General features: G+C 67.1%; 17 protein-coding genes. 15 read left to right on the top strand and 2 right to left on the bottom strand.

Going from position 1 to position 20640, the window contains the following annotated elements; genetic code table 11:
• The first annotated feature begins 10 nt into the window (after window positions 1-10).
• Window positions 11-1669 (top strand): M23 family metallopeptidase, encoded by a 1659-nt coding sequence (locus FJ887_RS04345; protein WP_181365608.1) that lies wholly within the window; start codon window positions 11-13, stop codon window positions 1667-1669.
• Between the two features lie 99 nt (window positions 1670-1768).
• On the opposite strand, the gene FJ887_RS04340 is transcribed toward FJ887_RS04345, so the two are convergent.
• Window positions 1769-2692, bottom strand: coding sequence for a hypothetical protein (locus FJ887_RS04340; protein ID WP_140954775.1), 924 nt, complete (start codon window positions 2690-2692; stop codon window positions 1769-1771).
• Window positions 2693-2907: 215 nt separating this feature from the next.
• Between FJ887_RS04340 and FJ887_RS04335 the strand changes: the two genes are divergently transcribed.
• From FJ887_RS04335 to FJ887_RS04275, 13 genes are all read left to right on the top strand, one after another.
• Complete coding sequence (locus tag FJ887_RS04335; RefSeq protein WP_140954776.1) at window positions 2908-3174, top strand: DUF6112 family protein; 267 nt, start codon at window positions 2908-2910, stop codon at window positions 3172-3174.
• Between the two features lie 132 nt (window positions 3175-3306).
• On the top strand, window positions 3307-3576 hold the full coding sequence (locus tag FJ887_RS04330) for a DUF6112 family protein (protein ID WP_140954777.1): 270 nt from the start codon (window positions 3307-3309) through the stop codon (window positions 3574-3576).
• A 1-nt stretch (window position 3577) separates the two neighbouring features.
• Window positions 3578-5038 carry a conjugal transfer protein TrbL gene (locus tag FJ887_RS04325; RefSeq protein ID WP_140954778.1) on the top strand — a complete coding sequence of 487 codons (1461 nt, stop codon included), beginning with the start codon at window positions 3578-3580 and terminating at the stop codon, window positions 5036-5038.
• A 6-nt stretch (window positions 5039-5044) separates the two neighbouring features.
• Window positions 5045-6514: an SCO6880 family protein gene (locus FJ887_RS04320; protein WP_140954779.1), complete on the top strand. Its 1470-nt coding sequence runs from the start codon at window positions 5045-5047 to the stop codon at window positions 6512-6514.
• A gap of 85 nt (window positions 6515-6599) precedes the next feature.
• A complete protein-coding gene (locus FJ887_RS04315; RefSeq protein ID WP_140954780.1) occupies window positions 6600-7448 on the top strand; it encodes a hypothetical protein in 849 nt (282 codons plus the stop codon).
• Window positions 7445-8962 (top strand): putative type IV secretion/conjugal transfer ATPase, encoded by a 1518-nt coding sequence (locus FJ887_RS04310; RefSeq protein ID WP_140954781.1) that lies wholly within the window; start codon window positions 7445-7447, stop codon window positions 8960-8962. Before FJ887_RS04315 ends, FJ887_RS04310 begins: the two co-directional genes overlap by 4 nt.
• Window positions 8959-9417, top strand: coding sequence for a hypothetical protein (locus FJ887_RS04305; protein ID WP_140954782.1), 459 nt, complete (start codon window positions 8959-8961; stop codon window positions 9415-9417). Before FJ887_RS04310 ends, FJ887_RS04305 begins: the two co-directional genes overlap by 4 nt.
• An 87-nt stretch (window positions 9418-9504) precedes the next feature.
• On the top strand, window positions 9505-10077 hold the full coding sequence (locus tag FJ887_RS04300) for a hypothetical protein (protein WP_140954783.1): 573 nt from the start codon (window positions 9505-9507) through the stop codon (window positions 10075-10077).
• Between the two features lie 29 nt (window positions 10078-10106).
• The gene (locus FJ887_RS04295) at window positions 10107-11858 is read left to right on the top strand and encodes a type IV secretory system conjugative DNA transfer family protein (RefSeq protein ID WP_250786149.1); all 1752 of its coding nucleotides are present in this window, start codon (window positions 10107-10109) and stop codon (window positions 11856-11858) included.
• A gap of 243 nt (window positions 11859-12101) precedes the next feature.
• A complete protein-coding gene (locus tag FJ887_RS04290) occupies window positions 12102-12656 on the top strand; it encodes a hypothetical protein (protein ID WP_140954785.1) in 555 nt (184 codons plus the stop codon).
• A gap of 41 nt (window positions 12657-12697) precedes the next feature.
• Complete coding sequence (locus FJ887_RS04285) at window positions 12698-17680, top strand: helicase-like domain-containing protein (protein WP_140954929.1); 4983 nt, start codon at window positions 12698-12700, stop codon at window positions 17678-17680.
• A gap of 83 nt (window positions 17681-17763) precedes the next feature.
• Window positions 17764-18228, top strand: a complete 465-nt coding sequence (locus FJ887_RS04280; protein ID WP_140954786.1) for a single-stranded DNA-binding protein — start codon at window positions 17764-17766, stop codon at window positions 18226-18228.
• 9 nt (window positions 18229-18237) lie between these two features.
• Window positions 18238-18831 carry a hypothetical protein gene (locus tag FJ887_RS04275; RefSeq protein ID WP_181365609.1) on the top strand — a complete coding sequence of 198 codons (594 nt, stop codon included), beginning with the start codon at window positions 18238-18240 and terminating at the stop codon, window positions 18829-18831.
• A gap of 64 nt (window positions 18832-18895) precedes the next feature.
• Here FJ887_RS04275 and FJ887_RS04270 read toward each other — a convergent pair whose 3' ends face one another.
• Window positions 18896-19633 (bottom strand): DUF6349 family protein, encoded by a 738-nt coding sequence (locus tag FJ887_RS04270; RefSeq protein ID WP_140954787.1) that lies wholly within the window; start codon window positions 19631-19633, stop codon window positions 18896-18898.
• Between the two features lie 238 nt (window positions 19634-19871).
• Here FJ887_RS04270 and FJ887_RS04265 point away from each other — a divergent pair, with 238 nt between their 5' ends.
• On the top strand, window positions 19872-20201 hold the full coding sequence (locus FJ887_RS04265) for a sulfate permease (RefSeq protein WP_140954788.1): 330 nt from the start codon (window positions 19872-19874) through the stop codon (window positions 20199-20201).
• Window positions 20202-20640 lie beyond the last annotated feature (439 nt).

Raw genomic sequence — 20640 nt, 5'->3', positions numbered from 1 at the left:
TGGGATCACGATGAAGAAGGCCCTTGCCGCTCTGGCCGTGCTGGTGATGCTCGGGCCGATGTTCGCCCTGGTCGGGGTCGGCCTGGTCATGAACCCGGCCGCCTCAGCTCAGTGTCTGGACCCCGGAGACAACGTCGACGTCGGTGATGTCCCTGGCGAGCTCACCGCAGAGACCGTCAACGGGGAGACGATCACGCTGGGCAAGAAGCAGCTCGAGCACGCGGCCACGATCATCGAGACCGGCTCGAACACCGACGGCATCACCCGTGACGGGATCCAGATCGCCCTGATGGCCGCCTTGACGGAGTCCGTGCTCAAGCAGCTGTCCAACACCAGTGCTTACCCCGAGTCCGGTGATCTGCCCAATGACGGTGATGGCGGGGACAACGACAGTCTCGGTCTGTTTCAGATGCGCCCGCAATCCGGGTGGGGCAGCGTCGAAGAACTCATGGACCCCGACTACCAAGCGGCAGCCTTTTACGGCGGCCCGGACGGGCCGAACGAAGGCTCACCGCGGGGCCTGCTGGATATCGACGGATGGGAGGAGATGAGCAAGGGCGAGGCCGCCCAAGCCGTCGAAGTCTCCGCCTACCCCGACCGGTACGCCAACTACGAGCCCGTGGCCGAAGCTATCCTCGCCGAGCTCTCCACCACAGGAAGCAACGACGACGGTGCAGATGACAGCGCCCCGGACGTTGAGCCTGTCGCCGCGGAGACCTCGCGTGTGGTCTTCCCTCTGCCGGAGGGTACGTGGGTGGCGACCTCACCGTTCGGGCCGCGCACACACCCGATCACCGGGGAAGAGACGCTGCACACCGGCGCCGACTTCGCCGCCGAGGACGGCACCGAGATCCTCGCCGCCGCAGACGGCACGGTCACTCAGGCCGACTACACGGACTCCGGTGGTGGGGTCATCGTCATCGACCACCAGATCGACGGGCAACGCGTGGCCACGGCTTACATCCACATGTGGGAGGACGGCATCCACGTCCAGAACGGAGACGAGGTCACCGCGGGGCAGCACATCGGTGATGTCGGAAGCTCCGGCCAATCCACGGGCGCGCATCTGCACTTCGAGGTCCGCGAGGGCGGACCCGATGGGGACTACACCGACCCCGCGGTGTGGCTGAACGATCACGACGCGGCCGATCTACCTGAGGCCGAAGGCGGTGACCCCGGTGAAGGTGAAGACGGGTGCGAGACCGAGGACGGTAGCGGCACGGGTGACGAGCCGGGTGACTTCGACGGGGAAGATCCCGGCAAGATGGTTGATGACCCCACCAGCGACGGGCAGATCACAGCACGCATGCTCCACGTCCACGACCAAGCGTTGGAGGCCTACCCCGATACGTCTTGGGCCTGCTATTCACCACGTCCCGGTCAGAAGTCCGAGCATCCGCTGGGTCGGGCGTGCGATGTCACGTTCGGCAATCCCATCGGGCAGATGCCCACACCCGAGCAGCTTGAGGCCGGCTGGGATCTGACCCACTGGATGCAAGACCACGCTGAGGCACTGGGCGTGGAGTATCTGATCTGGCAGGGCAAAATCTGGTCCGTGGGCAGCGACAAGGACGGATGGCGCGACTACGACGGCGGAGGCATGCACAGCCCGGAGGACATCACCGGCGGACACTACGACCATGTCCACATCACCGTGAAGGAGAACTAGCAATTATTACACTAGATGTAATCGGCTACAGCAGGGAAAAGACGGATGCTTCTTTCCAGCGGTGGATTCCACAACGGGGCCCGAAGTGTTCACTTTCGTCTACCAGACGCCGCGGTCTCTCCACTTCTCAGCGAGCTCGGTTCTAATCGCATCCTCCGCTGTCTGAATAGCAGAATCAAGCGAGAAGGATGCTGAGGGCACGAGGGCACGGATGCCTGACACCGCGGGAAGTAAGAGATATCGGACTGCCGCAGGATGATGCCACAGGTCGGGCGAGACCGCAGAGCCCACAATCGCCAGCACGGTCCCCTTCTCACGGGCCGTTACGGTGGTGGTCGACCACGCGCTTGCTACCGGTTTTGCAGCAACGGAGACGGCGTTCGGGTAGGTCATCTCCTTGATCATCTTTACTGTGTTACCGGCGTTGGCACGCGGGTGGCGAGCCTGATCGAACACCGTAGAGACGCTGCCGGGGAACGACCCGATATCGGCAGGCGACACGCTGGAACCCAACGTTTGGGCGCCGGATGCTGCGGCCAACATGGATCCCCAGAAGTAGCCGCTGACTTCATCGTGGGGACCAGCGATGGCCGCAATCTGCGTCACGATCGACCCCCAACTCGCCTGAATGGTCAATGCATTCAGAAGGCTCGACCACCCGGGCTTTGAATGCGGTGGCATGGCATGCACGATACGCAATAGGTCGCGCAGAGCGACGTCGACGACGCGTTGTTCAACCTGGCTTCGTTTCTTAGCGGTCGACGCCGAGGCCATCGGCTCCCAGTTATCGCGTCGATCTCGGTCCGGCGGAACGGGGTCCATGGACAGGGTCGTGAATGGCGAACCGAAAAGTCGGGTCAACTCACGGTCGAAGTCTGCAGGGGTGCCGCGAGACTCGAATGCGGCAATGAGGACGTCGCGTTGGTGCATCATGCCATCGCACATGCAGTAACAGTCGGGAGATGCCGCGCGCTCGCATGAACTCTCGTGAACGGCGGGTGCCGGACCTTGGCTGACTGCCATCGTTCCTCCTCGTTGAGGTAGTGGCCTGCCCGCACTCGTATTGCTGGCGTGTACGAGCCTGTCTACTTGCCAGGCTAGCTACTCTTCACCGCCGGTAGGACTCCGTTTCCCAATTGTGTCCTGCCGTGTTCAATCTCCATCTGGGCAACCCTCCCTTGCATCAGGGCAAAGGCGTGTGCAGGCGGGCTCAGCAACCGGTGGCGTACCTGGCCGGCATGGATGTGTTCCCCGACTTCGAGGGTATGAGCGGCATCGGTGACCTCATGGAGGTTGCCGGTGCCCTGCTCATGGCCGCCCTGATCATCGCCGTGCTCATGGTCCTGATCTCCGCGATCATCTGGGCCATCGCCGCCAGCACCGGCAACTACAACCTCGCCACCAAAGGCCGCATCGGCGTCCTCGTCTCCCTCGGCGGCGCCGTCCTCACGGGTGCGGCGACGGCGTGGCTGAACTGGCTCATCGATCTCGGCGAGCAACTCTGAGACTGCCCCCAGCCCCTTGCGGGGCCCAGGCGCCCACCCGGTCACCGGGTGGGCGCTTCTTCATGCCGTGAGACCGCCCGCGCACCTTCTCGCAGACAAGCACCAACGTCTCTGCGTGAAGGAGCACCCGTCGTGATCGACATCGACCCCAATGACTCCGGGCTTCCCGGTATCGACCAGCTGCGCGACATCGTCGGCGCCGTGATGACTGTGGCCTTGATCCTGTCCGTGCTCGCTTTGATTATCTCCGCGGTGGTTTGGGCTTACGGCTCCAACTCGAGCAACCCGAACCTCGCGGGACGAGGGAAAGTGGGCGTGCTCATCTCCTGTGGCGCTGCCGTCCTGTCGGGGGCAGCCGTCACGTTGATCAATTTCTTCTGGGACGTCGGACAGGGCGTCTGAGATGGGCTTCTGCGATGTACCCGTCCTCTCCTCGGTCTGCGATACCGCAGGAGAAGCCGCGGCCAGTCTCATCTCCGCACCGTTTGAGTGGCTGGCCGCGGGCATGGGCGCGGCAGCGGAGTGGATGTTCGAGTCCGTCTGGCAGATCTTCGACACCACCACCATGGTCGATGTCACCAGCGGTGAATACGTCGAGGTCTACAACCTGATCTTCGGTATGGCGATCTTCGTGATGCTGATCTTCTTCTGCCTGCAGCTCATCACCGGCATGATCCGGCGAGAACCCGGCGCGCTCTCCCGTGCTGCGTTCGGGCTGGCCAAGAGCGTCCTGGGCTCCTTCGTCGTGCTCACCTTGACGGGATTGCTGCTCGAGATCGTCGATCAGCTGTGCACCGGCATCATCCAGGCCGCCGGCGAGACCACCGAGTCCATGGGCGCGAAGATCACCGGCCTGGTCGCCGCCCTGGCGACCTTGAATCTGACCGCGCCGGGCGTCGGCGCGATCATCACCATTTTCCTCGGCGGGCTCGCGATCTCCGCGGCCGCGATCGTCTGGCTGAGCCTCCTCATCCGCAAGGCACTGCTGCTGGTAGCGGTGGTCCTGGCCCCGTTCGCGTTCTCCGGGGCCTCCTGGGATGTCAGCCGCGGATGGATCGGGAAGTGGGCAGGATTCGTCCTCGCACTGATCCTGAGCAAGTTGGTCCTGGTCATCATCCTGCTCGTGGCCGTCACCCAGGTCTCGGCACCGATCGACGGAGATCTCGCCTCCGTTGCTGACCCGCTGGCCGGGATCGTGCTCATGGCGCTGGCCGGATTCGCGCCATATCTCACGTATCGGTTCCTCTCGTTCATCGGCGGCGACCTCTACAACTCGATGGGCTCCGAGCAGGAAGCCAAGTCCGCGCTGAACCGCCCCCTGCCCACGCCGGGCAAACAGCAGGGCAACAGCCCGAGCAAGGTCCTCGACGACAAGGGCAGCAAAGACGGCAGCGGAGGTGGCGGGAAGAAGTCCGGCAGCAGCTCCGACCCGAGTCCGAAGCCTGGCCCGAGTGGAAACACCGGCGGCGGTACGGGAGGCTCCACCGCCTCCGGGTCCACGGGTGCGGGAACCGCGGGCAGTGCCGGAGCTGGCGGGGCAGGTGCTGGTGCCGGTGCGGGTGCGGCGGCAGCCGGACCGGCCGCGGCAGTCGTCGCTGGTGCTGCGGTCGCGAAGAAGGCCGCCACCGCCGGGCCCGAAGCAGGTCAGGCCCTGGCAGGTCAGGCCGAGACCGCCACCGACGGGGCAGAGCAGCCAGGCCAGGAGTCCACGACGTCGAAACCGGCCCCGGCGAACACCCCGGCGCCGCAGGCAGGTCCGGTGACTTCGCCGCTGCCGAAGACCCCACCGGATACGCCCTCACCGAAACCCTCCGCGCCGCGACAGGACCCGAAGCCGTCCGGCCGGACTGGTGGGAAGGAGTAAGCCCTCATGTCCACGGGAACGAACACCGAGACCACCGGGGCCGAGCTGGTGCCGGCGAAGTTCAGCCGGCTGACCCGACGGGGCGTCTTGCTCGGGCTCTCGGCCTCCCAGCTGGTGACCCTCGGCATCGCCGGGGCGAGCCTGGTCGCCTCCTTCTATGGCGGCGGCGGGATCCTGTTCCTGCTCACCGCCCCGATCTGGGTCCTGGGCGCGGCACTGACCTGGATTCCCGTTGCCGGACGCCCGGCTGTGGAATGGGTGCCGATCGCCGGCTGGTGGCTGTGGCGCACGAGCGTGGGCCAGCTGATCTACCGGCGCCGCATCGTCATGCCTCGCCCCACCGGCACGCTGGCCCTGCCCGGTGATGCGGCCCGGCTGCGCGAATACTCCGATCCCGAGACCGGGGCAGGGATGATCCACGACCCCACCGGGGCGACGCTGACGGTGATGATCGAGCTGAAGCATCCGGCGTTCGTGCTGCTGGACCCGGCCGAGCAGAACCGTCGCGTCGAATCCTGGGGCCGCGTGCTGGCCACCATCTGCCGCTCGGGTCGAATCAGTCAGCTCCAGGTCCTCGAACGCACCCTGCCGGACTCCGGGCAGGGCCTGGCCGAATGGTGGGCCGCCCACGGCAGCGACGACGGCTCCTGGGCGGCGACGACCTACGCCGAGCTCATTGACCGGGCAGGACCGGCCGGGGAACGGCACGCGACCACGCTGAGTCTGAGCCTGGACATGAAATCCGCCGCCCGCCAGATCCGCACCGCCGGTGGTGGCCTGCGCGGGGCGGCGAACATCCTCCGCCAGGACATGGCCACCCTCGCCTCGGCCCTGCGCGCGGCCGACCTGTCGTTCACCGACTGGCTGAGCACCGGTCAGATCGCGGTGATCCTGCGCTCGGCCTACGACCCGGCCATCGCTGCGACTCTGGAACGCCACGGCGAGATCGGCCAGGATCTCGCGACCGCAGGCCCCGTCGCGGTCACCGAACGCTGGGGGCATCTGCGCACCGACTCCGCCTTCCACGCCGTGTTGTGGATCAGCGAATGGCCCCGAGCGATGGTCCACCCCGGCTTCCTCTCACCGGTGCTGCTCTCGACCGGTATCCAGCGCGCGTTCTGCCTCATCTGCACCCCGCTGCGCACCGATCAGGCTGCCCGCGACATCCGGAAGAAGAAGGTCGAGTACATCTCCGACCGGACCCAACGCGCACGGATCGGCCAGATCGAAGACGCCGGACACACCGCGGAATTCCAGGACGTCCTGCAGCAAGAAGCCGACCTGACCGCCGGCCATGGAGTGGTCCGCTACACGGGCCTGATCTCCGTGTCCGCGGAGACCCTCGATGACCTCGACCGGGACCTGGCCGCGATCGAACAAGCGGCAATCCAAGCCTCGTGTGAGACCCGCCGCCTGGTCGGCCAGCAAGCCCGAGCCTTCACCGCCGCCGCCCTGCCGCTGTGCCGCCGGGTCTGACCCGCCCAGCGACTTGCGCACCCGATTCTCAGTCCCGCCCGGCACCGGTGCGGGCCCGTCCGTTACCGACTCAGGAGACCTGATCATGCCGACCTACTCCGATCCCACCAGTGATGCCGCCGAAACCGCCGACGCCACTCGCGGGCTGGCCCACGCGATCCACGACCTTCACCGGCCCGAGGTCATGCCCGGCATCGTCGGTGATCTGCTGGCAACGACCCGTCACCTGCGCGAGACGCTCGACGCGCTGGCACGAGCCCACGTGCACTACATCGACCGGGCCAGCACCGATGCCGGAGACCTGAAGACCGGTGAGGCCCACGCCTGCGCCACTGCAGACGCGCTGGACGAGGCCGTCACGCTCATCGATGACGTCGAGGCACGCCTGGACTGGGCCAGCACCCACGCGCACCTGATCGCCTGGCAGCCGGCCCTCGCCCCGGAACCGCAGTGGCTCAGCGTGGTCTTCCTCCAGGGCCAGGACGCCGATGACGTGCTGGCGCTCATTGACGAGGAGGGCGAGGCCGCCGCAGTCGGGCACCTGCAGAACTTCGACTACGGCACCGAGACCACCGACGCGGCCCTGTCCAACGGCTACGTCTACGCCACCCCTCCGACCACGGCACTGGCCACCAGCGTCCGAGGCGAGGACTACACGATGGTCTACGACCGGGCGTTGGGTCACGTCGGTCTCTACCGCACCTTCACCCCGGACCCCGACGACGCCCTCGACACGACGGACCCGCCCACGCAAGCACCGGAGCGTGCTGCGCACGTGCCGGGGGCCCCGCGCCCGGTGATCAAACCGGCTCCGCGCCAGGCGCCGACCGGCCACGCACCCACCGACCAGCCCGGTGCCTCCCGGCGGGATGCGTCCTGGTTCGAACATCCTGGTGTCGCCGCGGTCAAGCAGAGCCGGGGGCTGGGCCGATGAGCCGGGACGAGGACGAGCGGCTGCACACCTCTGTGCTGGTGGCACCGACTGCCGAGCGGCGTCGTTCGCGCAAGGCCCGCCAGGCGGCGGCCGCCGCGATCCAGGCCAAGCGGCACCGCAAGCGCATGGCCGAGGCCAAGGCGAAAGCTGAGGCCGAGCGCGCCGAACGCCGCACCCGCGCCTACCTGCCGACAGCGGGCGAAGCCGGCCCGGCTGCCCTGCGCACACCGGGCAGGTTCCGGCTACCCCGGCATCAGGACACCACTGCCAGCCTCGCTGCCGCCTACCCCTTCTTGGCCGAGGGCGGGCTGGGCAGCGAAGGGGTATTCATCGGCCAGGACCTCTACTCGGGCGCTTCGTTCGTCTACGACCCGTGGGTGCTCTATGCCCGCGGCGTCATCACCGCCCCCAACGTGGTCGTCGCGGGCATCGTCGGCTCTGGCAAGTCCGCCCTGGCCAAGAGCTTGTATACGCGCAGTTTGCCGTTCGGGCGGCGCGTCTATGTGCCAGGCGATCCGAAAGGGGAACATACGCGCGTCGCCGAGGCTGTTGGTGGTCGGGCTATCGCTCTGGGCCACGGCCTGCCCAGCCGGTTGAACCCTCTCGATGAGGGCTACCGGCCCAGCGGGATGACCGATGCCGAATGGGCCTCCACCGTCGCGTCCAGACGCCGCGATCTCATCGGGGCGCTGACCGAGACGGTGCTCACCCGTGCGCTGACGCCGCTGGAGCACACCGCCATCGATACCGCTTTGGCCGCGACCGTGCGGGAGAACACGACGCCGATCCTGCCCATGATCGTCGACCACATCCTCAACCCGGCAGAGGACACCGACGGGCGGCTGGCCGAAGACGGCCGCATCGCCGGCCACGCCCTGCGCCGGCTGGTCGTCGGAGACCTCGCAGGGCTGTTCGACGGACCCTCGACGGAGGTTTTCGACCCGACGTTGCCGATGATCAGCCTGGACTTGTCGCGGGTGACGGAGAACAACACGTTGATGAGTGTGCTCATGACGTGTTCCTCCGCGTGGATGGAAGCGGCCTTGCTCGATCCCCGTGGAGGGCAGCGTTGGTGTGTCTACGACGAAGCGTGGCGGATGATGAGCCATCCACCCCTGTTGCGGCGGATGGACTCGCACTGGCGTCTGGCCCGGCACTACGGGATCGCCAACCTCATGCTCTTCCACCGGATCTCCGACCTGGAAGCCGTCGGTGACCAGGGTTCGGCGATGCGCTCGATCGCCAACTCCCTGCTGGCCAACGCCGAAACCCGAGTCATCTACCGACAAGAAGCCGACCAGCTCGGCTCCACGGCGAAGGCCCTGGGCCTCTCCGGCACCGAACAGGCCTTGCTGCCGACTCTGGGGGTGGGGCAGGGGCTGTGGAAGATCGCATCGAGATCCTTCGTGACTCAACACCAACTCCACCCCGCTGAGATGGAATTGTGGGACACCAGTGCCCGCGCGGCTGGCATCAATCCCGGCCCGGACCCTCTCGATGAGGCCCAGCCGTGAGCCCCGATACCGACCCGGAGCGTGAGCGCCTGGGCGGCTTCATGGACCGACTCGACGCCGGACTCAAAAGCGTCCATCGGGACTATGGCCGGTTCGTTGATCTGGTCGATGAGGATCCGGAGACGTTCGGGGGCGGGCACTTCGTGTTCTATCGGCCTGACAATGAGGCCCGGTTCGCCATCGAAGAGCAGTACACCGACACGGATTGGTCGGATCCTGACCGGTTACCGACCTCCTGGTCCTGGAGGGCCGAGGAACTCCGCAGCCGTCCCGATGGGAGCGGGGTGTGGGAGGTCCGCGATCAGGGCCACGTCCAGGCCGCAGACGTTGACACGCTCATCACCACGGCACGGGCTTGGGCGAGCTCGGTGCGCGCCGAGGCACTGCGCGCTGAGTCGTTTGCAGCGACCGGGCGAGCCGGACCCGATCCGCATCCGCCAGGTCATCGTCTGTGACCGGTGAGGCCCGCCAGGACTGTCCCTGGCGGGCCTCCCGTCTGTCTGCACGTGGTGGGGTGTGAGGGCGCGGGTGCACCTGCCGGCATGAGCAAGAATCCCAGCCCGACCGGCCCGCCGGTGTCCATGCCCACTGTCGTCCTCGATGTCCATGACGACGGGACGATCACCGTCACCGTCGACGAGATGATCCTGCCGCCCCCGCCGGACTTCGGGGTATGGCGGCGTGGCGCGTTCGCCCAGATCATCGACACAGCCTCCCAGGACCGGGCATTCCCGGTGCGGGTCGAGGTCCACGAGAACGACGGGTCCACCTTCACCGATATCGTCCCGGCGATCATCCGCCGCACTCCAGCCCCGGACCCCCTGGCCCCTGACGCGGACCTCGAACCCGACACCACCGCCGATGAGGACGAGAAGGCGCCGGCGGTGGCCACGCATGCCGGAGTGGCAGACCGGGTGGAGATCACTGCAGGCCGGGCTGGGTTCAAGCCCGGTGAGGCCGTCGCGGTCGCGGTGATCACCGGGCAGACCGAGGCCACCGAACACGGCGAGGCCCTCGCGCAGCTCGACCGTGACCTCGTTGACGGGTTGGGCATCAGCGAGGTGATCCTGCTCGGGCGAGCCTCGGGCACCCTGACAATCCGGGAGCTCTCGTGAGTTCGGCGGCCGGACGCCAGGCCGGTTCCATGGGTGATGAGCTGACGACGTTCGCGATCATCGGGCTCATCGGCCTCTTCGCCGTTGCCCTGATCCTCCGCCTGGCAGGCACCCTCACCGCCGTAGTGACCGGTGCTACTCAGCCGAAGGCCGGTCCGGCCGCCGGTGCGCTGGTCCTTTTCCACCCCCTGGACCCGGGTGCACCGCTGGAGGCCGAGGGACTGAACGCGCTCGTGTACTGGCTGATCGCAGCGCTCCTGCTGTCCTTGGTGGCCGCGGGCATCACCTGGGTGTGGACGCTGATCCGGCGGCGCAGCCACCGGGTGGAGAAGGACCCGAGGCGTCTGGCCGGAGTCGCCACCCGTCAGGATCTCGCCCACGCCACCTCGCCCAAGGCGCTGCTGGGGCGTGCCGGGAACCTGCGCCCCTCGGTCGAGGAGCCGACACCCGAGGATGTCGGCTACCTGCTGGGCACCTCGCACGGCAAGCAGGTCTGGGCCTCGGTCGAAGACTCCCTCTTGCTCATCGGTCCGCCGCGTTCCGGGAAGGGCCTGCATGTGGTCATCAACGCCATCCTCGATGCCCCCGGCGCGGTCGTGACCACCAGCACCCGCCCGGACAACCTGACCGCGACCCTGCGGGCGCGCAAACGCATCGGCCCGGTCGCCGTGTTCGACCCCCAACACTTAGCCGAAGGCCTGCCCGCCGGGCTGCGCTGGTCACCGATCCGCGGCTGCGCCGACCCGCTGACAGCGATGATCCGCGCCAACGGCCTGGCCGCGGCCACCGGGCTGAGCTCCGGCGGCGTCGAAGGCGGCGGCTTCTGGGAAGGCAAAACGCGCTCCGCCCTCCAGGCTCTGCTGCACGCGGCCGCCATCGACTCCCGCCCGCCGGAGGAACTCTTCCGCTGGACGCTGGACCCCAGTGCTGCCAGCGACGCCGTCGCGATCCTCACCAACTCTCCCCAGGCCGCCGGCGGGTGGGCGGACTCCCTGCAATCGATGATCGATGCCGACCCGCGCACCCGCGACTCCATCTGGCAGGGCGTGAGCCTGTCGCTGAGTGCTCTGGCCGATCCGCGCGTGCTCGATGCCGTCTCCCCACGGCCTGGGGAGGATTTCGACCCGGAAGAGTTCCTGCGCGAGTCTGGCACCTTGTACCTGCTGGCCACCGGGTCCGGGGCCGGGGCCAGTGCTGCGCTGGTGGCCGCACTGGTGGAGGACTTGATCGAGACCGCCCGCCGCATGGCCGCCCGCGCGCCCGGCGCACGTCTGGACCCGCCGATGCTGCTGGCCCTGGACGAGATCGCCAACCTCGCACCGTTACCGAGCTTGCCGACGTTGATGGCTGAAGGCGGCGGCACCGGCATCACCACGATGCCGGTCCTGCAGTCCCTGGCTCAGGCCCGCGATAAGTGGAACGAGCACCAAGCCAACGCCATCTGGGACGCCGCGATCGTCAAGATCATCCTCGGCGGGGCCTCGAACAGCAAGGACCTCCAAGACCTCAGCAGTCTCATCGGCGAGCGCGATGAGTACACCGACAGCGTCACCCTCGGTGACCACGGGTCACGGTCTAGCCAGCGCTCGATCCGCCGGGTCTCGGTCCTGCCGCCCGAGCGGATCCGTCTGTTGCCGTTCGGGACCGCGGTGACGCTGCTGCGTTCGGCCCCGCCGATCATCACGGACCTGCGCCGATGGCCCGACCGGTCGGACGGGAGGCAGCTGGCCAGTGATCGAGGCGAGATCGAGGCCCTGTTGCAGACCACCGATGACACCTGACCTACCCACCCCACCACCGTTCGGCCACCGCACCGGGTGGCGGGTGGGGTGCGGTGTGCTGCTTGAAGGAGGCTCCTATGGCACGGCGTAGCCGCAAGCCCGATCCCGGACAGCTGGAATTCGACCTGTGGGGTACTGCCGAAACCGAGGCGCAGACCCAGATCGACAACGACCGCACGCCGTCCAACCCAGAGGCCGGAGAGGCCATGGTCGAGCCGGCGATGCCGGAGGGAGAGGACGCAGATGAACCACTACGGCCGGAAAGCCCGGGAGCACTGGGCCCAGCACGACCCGCAGAGGCTGGCCCAGATCGAGGATCAGGAGACGTTCTTCACGGACTTGGGCGAGCAGATCGCGACGCAGATCAGCCTGCTGGCCAGCCAGCTGGAGAGCAGGCGCTTCGGGCCCCTGGCGATGGCGGGCTCTTCGCGAGAGAATGGGAGGTACTTGCAGGAGGTGTCGCGTCGGATGACGGCGCGCAGGATCGCGGAGGAGGTCGTGATGGACGAACTGGTCTGGATGCACGACCCGAGCCTGTCGATCGACGAGGCCCGCGAGGAGTGGGAGCAGACCCGGCCGGCGGATTCGAATCTGATCAGCTGGGCCGAGAGGATCCAGGACGCCCCGGACCTGGCACCGGCGACGGTGGAGCTGGAGCAGAAGGCCAAGGACTGGGCTCTACCGGTCTGGTTCCTCGAGGGCCTGATGGCAGCGGAGATCCCGGGCCAGTACGCGAGGGCGCACCAGCAGGTCCTGGAGGAGGCCGCCAGCGTGCGGTTCCTGCGCGAAGTCCACTAACCCCCACCCCTGAACGGTTCGATCCGCGGACCCATGCGGGTGTGCCCAGCGGGGCACGGGCACGGTTTCGCGCCAACATCGACGCCCTGACCCTGGCCCGTGCACTCGACGAGCAACAGCGCACGGCCACCGCGGAGGAACAGGCGGTGCTGGCCGGGTGGTCCAGCTGGGGCGCCCTTCCTGAGGTCTTCGATGCTCGCAACGAGCAGTGGGCGGACCAACGCGAGGAACTGCGCTCCCTCCTCTCACCCCAGGAATGGGATGACGCGGCCCGGACCACGATCAACGCCCACTACACCGACCCGCACGTCGCCGAGGAAATCTGGACCGCTCTGAGCTCGTTGGGCTTCAGCGGCGGTCAGGTGTTGGAACCTGGCTCCGGATCGGGCAGCTTCATCGGCCTGGCCCCACCATCGGCGCAGATGACCGGGGTCGAACTGGACCCGGTCACCGCTGCCATCAGCGGTCACCTCTACCCGCACGCTGAGATCCGGGCGGAGTCCTTCGCCGATACTCGCCTGGCCCGCGGCGGCTTCGACGCCACCGTCGGCAACGTCCCCTTCGGGAAGGTCACCCTGCACGATCCGATCGACAACCCCACCCGGCAGTCGATCCACAACCACTTCATCCTCAAATCCCTGCGCCTGACGCGCCCCGGCGGCCTGGTCGCGGTGCTCTCCTCCCACTACACCCTCGATGCCCAGAACCCCGGAGCGCGGCGGGAGATGAACCAGCTGGCCGACCTCGTCGGCGCGGTGCGCCTGCCGACCGGCACCCACCGGCGCACAGCCGGCACCGATGCCATCACCGACCTGCTGATCCTCCGCCGCCGAGAAGACGACCAGCCACCGGCAGATGACCTGTGGGAGACCGTCACCCCGATCACCCTCGAGGGAACCGAGCTGAGGATCAACCGGTACTTCGACGAGAACCCCTCGCACGTGTTGGGCACCCTGGGCACCAGCCACGGCATGTACGGCGCCGAGACGCTGAGCGTGACCGGGGACCTCGACCACGTCGCCGAGGACCTGCACACCACCCTCGAGCAGATCACCTTCACCGCCCGCCGGGTCGGCCTGACGATGACCGAGCGCACCACCCCGATCGCCGACGCCCCACCAGTCGCGGCAACAGGCACCACACCGGAGCGGTGGGATGGGACCATCGTCGCCACCGACGATGGCGGCTTCGGCACCGTCAACGGTCAGAGCATCGAGCCGCTGAAAGTCCCGAAGAACGCCACCGGTGAGATGCATGCCCTGCTCGGCCTGCGCGAGAGCGCGACCCACCTGCTGGAGCTGGAAGCCGCGAGTGCCGATGACACCGAGGAGATCACCTCCACCCGGGAGAGCCTGTACCGGGACTACCGGAAATACCTCGGCACCTATGGTCCGCTGAACCGCTACACGCTGCGCAGAACCGGGCGCACCAATGAGACCGGGGAGGAGACCTACGCCCGGGTCATGCCCACCCCGCTGCGCCTGCTGCGCACCGACCCGTTCGGGGCGCTGGTCACCGCCTTGGAGGAGTTCGACGATTCCACCCAGACCGCGACCCCGGCGACGATCCTCACCCGCCGCGTCGTCGCCCCGCGCGCCGAAGTCCAGGGCGCGGACACCCCTGCCGACGCGGTCGCGCTGAGCCTGGACCGCACCGGTGGCATCGACCTGACCCTGATCGCGGACATGCTCGGCATGGCCGAGGACGAGACCCGCACCGCATTGGACGGGCTGGTCTTCACCGACCCGGCCACCGACACCCTCGTCCACGCCCCGGAATACCTCAGCGGCGACGTGCGCCAAAAACTCGCCCAGGCCAAGGACCGCGCCACCGAGGCACCGGAGTTCCAGACCAACGTCGACGCGCTCACGGCCGTGCAACCGGAAGATCTGGGCGTGGAGGACATCACGGCCCGGTTCGGTGCAGTGTGGATCAGCCCGGCCATCCATCAGCAGTTCCTCAACGAGATCCTGCGCACCGAACAGGTGAAGGTGGAGAACCCGCTGCCGGGGATGTGGGAAGTCCGCGGCGGACGCGGTGGCCTGCAGTCCACCAGCGAATGGGGCACCGAGCGCCGCCCGGCCCCGGACCTGGCCAAATCGCTGATGGAGCAGAAAGCGATCATCGTCAAAGATGAGATCGAGGGCCCCGACGGCAAACCGCAACAGGTCATCAACGGTACCGAGACCACCGCGGCGCAGGAGAAGGCCGAGCAGCTGCAGGCCCGGTTCTCCGAATGGGTGTGGGAAGACCCCGAACGCGCCAAGACCCTGGTCGATGAGTACAACACCCGGTTCAACAACATCGTCTTACGCGACTACTCCGGCGCCGGGGAGTACCTGAGCCTGCCGGGGGTGGCCGAGACCTTCACCCCGCGCCCGCACCAGCGGGCCGCGGTCGCCCGGATGATCGCCGAACCCTCGACCGGGCTCTTCCACGAAGTCGGCGCCGGAAAAACGGCCGAGGCGATCATGGGTGCGATGGAGATGCGCCGGATGGGCCTGATCAACAAGCCTCTGATCGTCATCCCCAACCACATGCTCGCCCAGTTCAGCTCCGAATGGCTCCAGATCTACCCCCAGGCCAGAATCCTGGCGGCCTCGAGCAAGGACGTCACCGCCGATAAGCGCCGCGCGTTCGTCGCCCGTGCTGCAGCCAATGACTGGGACGGGATCTTGCTGACCCAGTCGGCGTTTTCGAAGATCGCCCTGCGCCAGAGCACCCAGCAGGACTACATCCGCGGACAGGTAACCGCCCTGCGGCGGGTCTTGGAGAACGCGGAGGCCGATGATGCGATGAGCGTCAAACGCCTCCAACGCAAACTGGTCAACCTGGAGAACAAGCTCAAAGAACGCCTGGACACCAGCCGGGATGTCGGCGTGTGCTTCGAAGACACCGGGATCGATTACTTGATCATCGACGAGCTGCATATGTACAAGAACCTGGCCACGGAATCAAATATCTCCGATGCCGCGATCGAGGGCTCCGTGCGCGCCAGCGACCTGGACATGAAGCTGAACTACCTGCGCTCGCAGGGCAACGAGCGGGTGGTGACCGGGATGACGGCCACCCCGATCTCGAACAGCATCAGCGAAGCCTTCGTCATGCAGAAGTACCTGCGCCCGGACCTGCTCGACCGCGCCGGTACGGATGCCTTCGACGCGTGGGCGGCGACCTTCGGGGAGACGAACACGGACATGGAGATGTCCCCGACGGGCAGCTTCCGGCTCAAGACCCGCTTCTCCCGGTTCACCAACGTCCCAGAGATGTTGCGGATGTGGTCCACGTTTGCTGACGTGAAAACCGCCGAGGACCTGCACCTGCCGGTCCCGGAAATCATCGAGCGCGAGGACGGCTCCCGCGCCCCGAGCACCGAGGTCGTCCAGCCGACCGTGGAGCTGGAGGACTTCGTGGCCAGCCTCGGTGATCGGGCCGAGAAGGTCGCCGCGCGCCTGGTCTCCCCGCGTGAGGACAACATGCTCACGATCTCCACCGACGGCCGGAAGGCAGCACTGGATATCCGCCTGGTCCTCGACGATGCGCCGTCGGGGCCGACGAAAGTCGACGTGGCCGCCGATACGATCGCTCGCGTCTGGGAGCAGACCCGAGAGAACGATTACCTCGACCCCGTCACCGGGGAACCGGCGGCGACGCGGGGGGCACTGCAGCTGGTCTTCGCTGACATCGGCACCCCGAACCCCGATCAGTGGAACGCCTACGACGAGTTGGCCGCACAGCTGGTGCTGCGCGGAATGCCCGGCGAGTCGATCCGGTTCATCCACGAAGCGAAAACGGACGTCGACAAAGCACGGCTCTTCTCCGCCGCTCGCGCCGGGCATGTCGCCGTGCTCATCGGCTCGACCCAGAAGATGGGCGTGGGCACGAACATTCAGGCGCGCGCCGTGGCCTTGTATCACATGGATTGCCCGTGGCGTCCCTCGGATATCGCCCAGCGGGAAGGGCGGATCCTGCGCCAGGGTAACCAGAACGAGGAAGTCGGCATCGTTCGCCTGGTCACCGAGAAATCTTTCGATGCGTACATGTGGCAGGCCGTGGAACGTAAAGCGCGGTTCATCTCCCAGATCATGCACGGCTCTCTCGATGCCCGCGAGATCGAAGAGATCGACTCCGCCGAGCTCTCAGCCGCCGAGGCAAAGGCGATCAGTTCCGGCAACCCGCTGCTGCTGGAACACTCCACCATCCAAGCCGAGGTCGCCAAACTCCACCGCCTCGAACGCGCCCACTCCCGTAACGAGTCCATGCTCGAACACACCCGTGCCCGCGCCCGCGAGGACATCGCTACCCACCAGGACGAGATCACCGGGCTGGAGAACGCCACCGGGCAAGTCCGGGACACCTCCGGTGAGAACTTCCGCATGACGGTGGCCGGACAGGCCCTGGATTCTCGCACCGATGCCGGGCATGCGGTGGCGCAATGGGCCCACCGCGAGGGGCTGAAGTGGGCGCCGAAACACGTCAGCCGCGACTACGGCACGCTCGGGCAGATCAGCGGCTTCGACATCACCGTGGCGACCGTGCCCTCCCTGGGCACGGATGCCTCGGTCGAACTCGCCCTGGCCGGTGTCCCGCGCAGCGGCACGATCCTCGGGCGGGAAACATTCCTGGCCGGTGGGGCCGGGGTGATCCAGCGGATCGAGAACCGCGTCTCGGGCATCCCGACACTGTTCGAACGGGCCCGGAACGACCTGAGTGAAGCCGAACAGGCGCTGACCGATGCCCAGGAGCGCATCGGTCGGCCCTTCCGCCACGCCGAGGCCCTGGCCGAGGCCGAGCAGAAGCTCCACCAGGTGGAGAAGAAACTGGCCGCCTCCCGGAAGAAGGACAACCCCGATCGCACACCACCGACCGACCAGCCTTCCGGAGGGCAGCGGGAGCTGACGGTCGAGACCGTGCGCGCTCACCGCCCGGCCCTGGGGGTGCGTGCTGATGCGTCCAGGACCCCACCGTCGGCTCCAGAGCCCCGGCGTGCGAGCACTTCTGCCGGGTTCGACCGCCACCTGTGACTTCTCGGGTGCTGGGTGTGCACCTGTCAGCCAGCAGCGAGCAGAAGTCCTGGTCGCCACGCACACCGGAAGGAGGTCGCGTCATGGCCATGAAGACCGGCTCATCGGTCTCGGGGTTCATCGCCACGGACCCACAGTTGACCTATGGGCAGCAAGGAGTCGCCCGGTTCTACGCCCGGATGGGCATCGAACACTACAGGCGCGAAGACGACGGCACGTTCACCCAGCTCGAGCCGAGCTTTCACAACCTCGTCGTCTACCGCAAGACCGCCGAACACGCCGCCGAAGCCTTCGCCAAGGGGGATCGCTTCGTCGCCGACGGGTACGTGCGCGAGTACACCTACGAGCGTGAGGGCCACCAGCACGGCGGCGAGGAATTCGTCGCCCGCAAGATCGGCCACGACGCCGCCCGCTCGAACTACACCGTCGAGCGGACCCCGCAGAACGAGGGAGTCACGCAGGAGCAGGTCACCGCCCAGCGCTCCCAGGCGTTCGAGGCGCCCGAGCGGCCGGCGCAGCAGCCCGAGACCGTCGCGATGGGCCAGTAGGAGGACCCCATGGATGAGGACGACCTGACCCCCGGCCCCGAGGAAGCGCCCGAGCAGGACGAACCCGAGCCCGACGCACCGGCCCGTCCCACTGGCGGGCCCGCGGCTCTGGATGAGCCGCCGGGCCCGGTCAACTGGAACCTCCTCGGTGCGGAGGAGGCCGAAGAAGCCTGGCTGGAGCTCAACCGATGGGTGGACTGGTTGCGTCACGAGTTCGGACTGCCGGCGGCGGTGATCCCTCCGTACTGGCACCGTCACCCGGAGCTGGTCTGGGAACTCAGCGCCTTGCACGTCCACTGGTTGTGCGCTTATGACCCGCAGCAGAACGGGTCAGCACCCATCGGGTGGCTGCGGGACTTCGCCGAGTCCCGGCAGCGGCTGCGCGACTGGGTCGCAGCGTCGGGGACCAGGCTGGATCGGGACCGCCCGACCCGGCAGACCGTCTGGCCCGGGGAGGAGCAGTCAGAACCGATCGAGGACACCGCGATCACGGACCGGGATGCCGACTTCGTGAACTTCGTCGTCTCCGACGTCGCTCGCCGGGAACAGATCGAAGAGGACATCTACGCCCGCCTGAACCCCGAGACGGGCGAACTGACCTGAGCGCCGATCACACCAGGTGGGGGCCGGAACCGGTATCGGTTCCGGCCCCTCATCATGCCTAGGATCACCGGGTTAGATCATGCCCGGCGGGCCTCGTGTGCCCGGCCGGGGAAGCGGGAGTAAACGGGCGGAGCTCGCGCCGCAGTGCCGGAGAGGTGGACTCTGCCAAGGCAGGTCGTTCGAGGGCGGTGTGGGAGATGTCGTAGCCACCCCACGGCGAGTAATGGTGCACGTGCCGGGTGCCGTGGGGGCTGCGCTCGGTGATGATCGGGGCACCAGGGACTTGCATGTGCTGTGGGTAGCGTTCGGTGATCCACTTCATCGCCAGCTTCGACAGTGTCGCTCCTCCATCGCGGACGCGGATCGTCGCCGGGAGCACCGGCAACTCACGCCAGCCGGGCACCGCGTGATCGTGCCACGCTTCCACGGCCGCGTTGTCGTCCTCCGCGATCACGTGCCACTCGCAGGGCTCGCAGATCATCTGCGTGAGCATGCCTCCGGGACCCTCGTGCCCGTCCTCTGGGCCGAGTTCGGCGCCGACAATCTCGCCACGGTGGTCACCGAACTCGGTGCCGTCGCCATTCCATCCCTCGCGATGCCACATGTGGCTGCGCTTCCAGGAGCCGAGAGACCCGTTGAGGAACTTCCAGTGCTCGAAAGCTTCATTGAGCTGAGTAGGCGTGAAATAGTCGCGGGTGAAGCCCAGCGGTGCGCCTTCCCATTCATCTAGGCGTGCGCGGGCGTCTTCGCGGGCCATCGCGTCGAAATCAAAGGCGAGTTGCCCATCAGTGTGCTCTGTCATGGTGGTGACCTCCCTCGCAGGGCAGGTACACCCTGCGCCGCGCAACGCAGAGCACTCGACGAGGACTGCACAGACCCGTCGCCCTTCCAACGTGGTGGATGAGTCGGTAGGCTGTGGCGTAGGCGATACAAGTTAGCTACGCTGTCGCATTCTCTGGGTGCGGTGGTTGACAGTTCAGGGGACACCGCCCCTGACACGTCCCTCCCGAAGATGAGTCGCCTCTTTGGAGGACTGTGTCATGCTCCGCACCATACTCGTCACCAGCATCCGTACCCGCGGGATCCTGCGGGCCTGGCTACCGAGCAACATCCTGCTCGACGTCATCCGCACACGCGCTGGCCTGAAGTGGGGCATGCCGGCCATGCTCATCGGCGGGCTCTACTTCGCGATCGCCTACTGGTGCACCATCACGATCGACAACGACGGCCCCGGATGGCTACACCTGGTCTTCCTCGTGTGCGTCTGGTCAGGGTTCAGATTCATCATCATGGGACCGGTCAGCCTCATCACCCTAATTGCCGTTCGGGCAAGAGAACGCACCCATGGTGGACGCGACAATAGCTACTAGCGGCCCACCCGGTGGACGGATTTCACAAGCGTGAGAGCGCCGTAGCCGCGTAGGCCTCCGGCTTTCTCGCTGCGCTCGCAGCTGGATTGACAGACCGCCCAATCACATCTCAAAGACCTGGCCAATAACTCCAGCGCCCCAACATCGCTACTGGTTCCGCCACGCACCCCGAGGAGCGCCGGATTCCGGGCGGAAAACCAGGTGCAACCCGCCTGAACTTTGGTATCCGATTCTCCTCGCTATCGCATCCTGCAGGGTGGTGGTCTCCAACGAGTGCTTAGCTCGAGCCCGGCGCAAGTGCCTAAGGTGACAGGTCAGTGTCCCCAACGACACGTTGAAACGTTGTCACAGACTTGCCCGGCCTTCGCGACAGCCGTCATCCGGAGGAAGTTGGAAGCAATCTGCTGCTCCGCAGAGCAGGGAGCTAGACGCTGCAGCG

This window comes from Brevibacterium sp. XM4083, from assembly GCF_006489205.2.
Taxonomy (GTDB): domain Bacteria; phylum Actinomycetota; class Actinomycetes; order Actinomycetales; family Brevibacteriaceae; genus Brevibacterium.
This window is presented reverse-complemented; position numbering and strand designations above follow the sequence as displayed.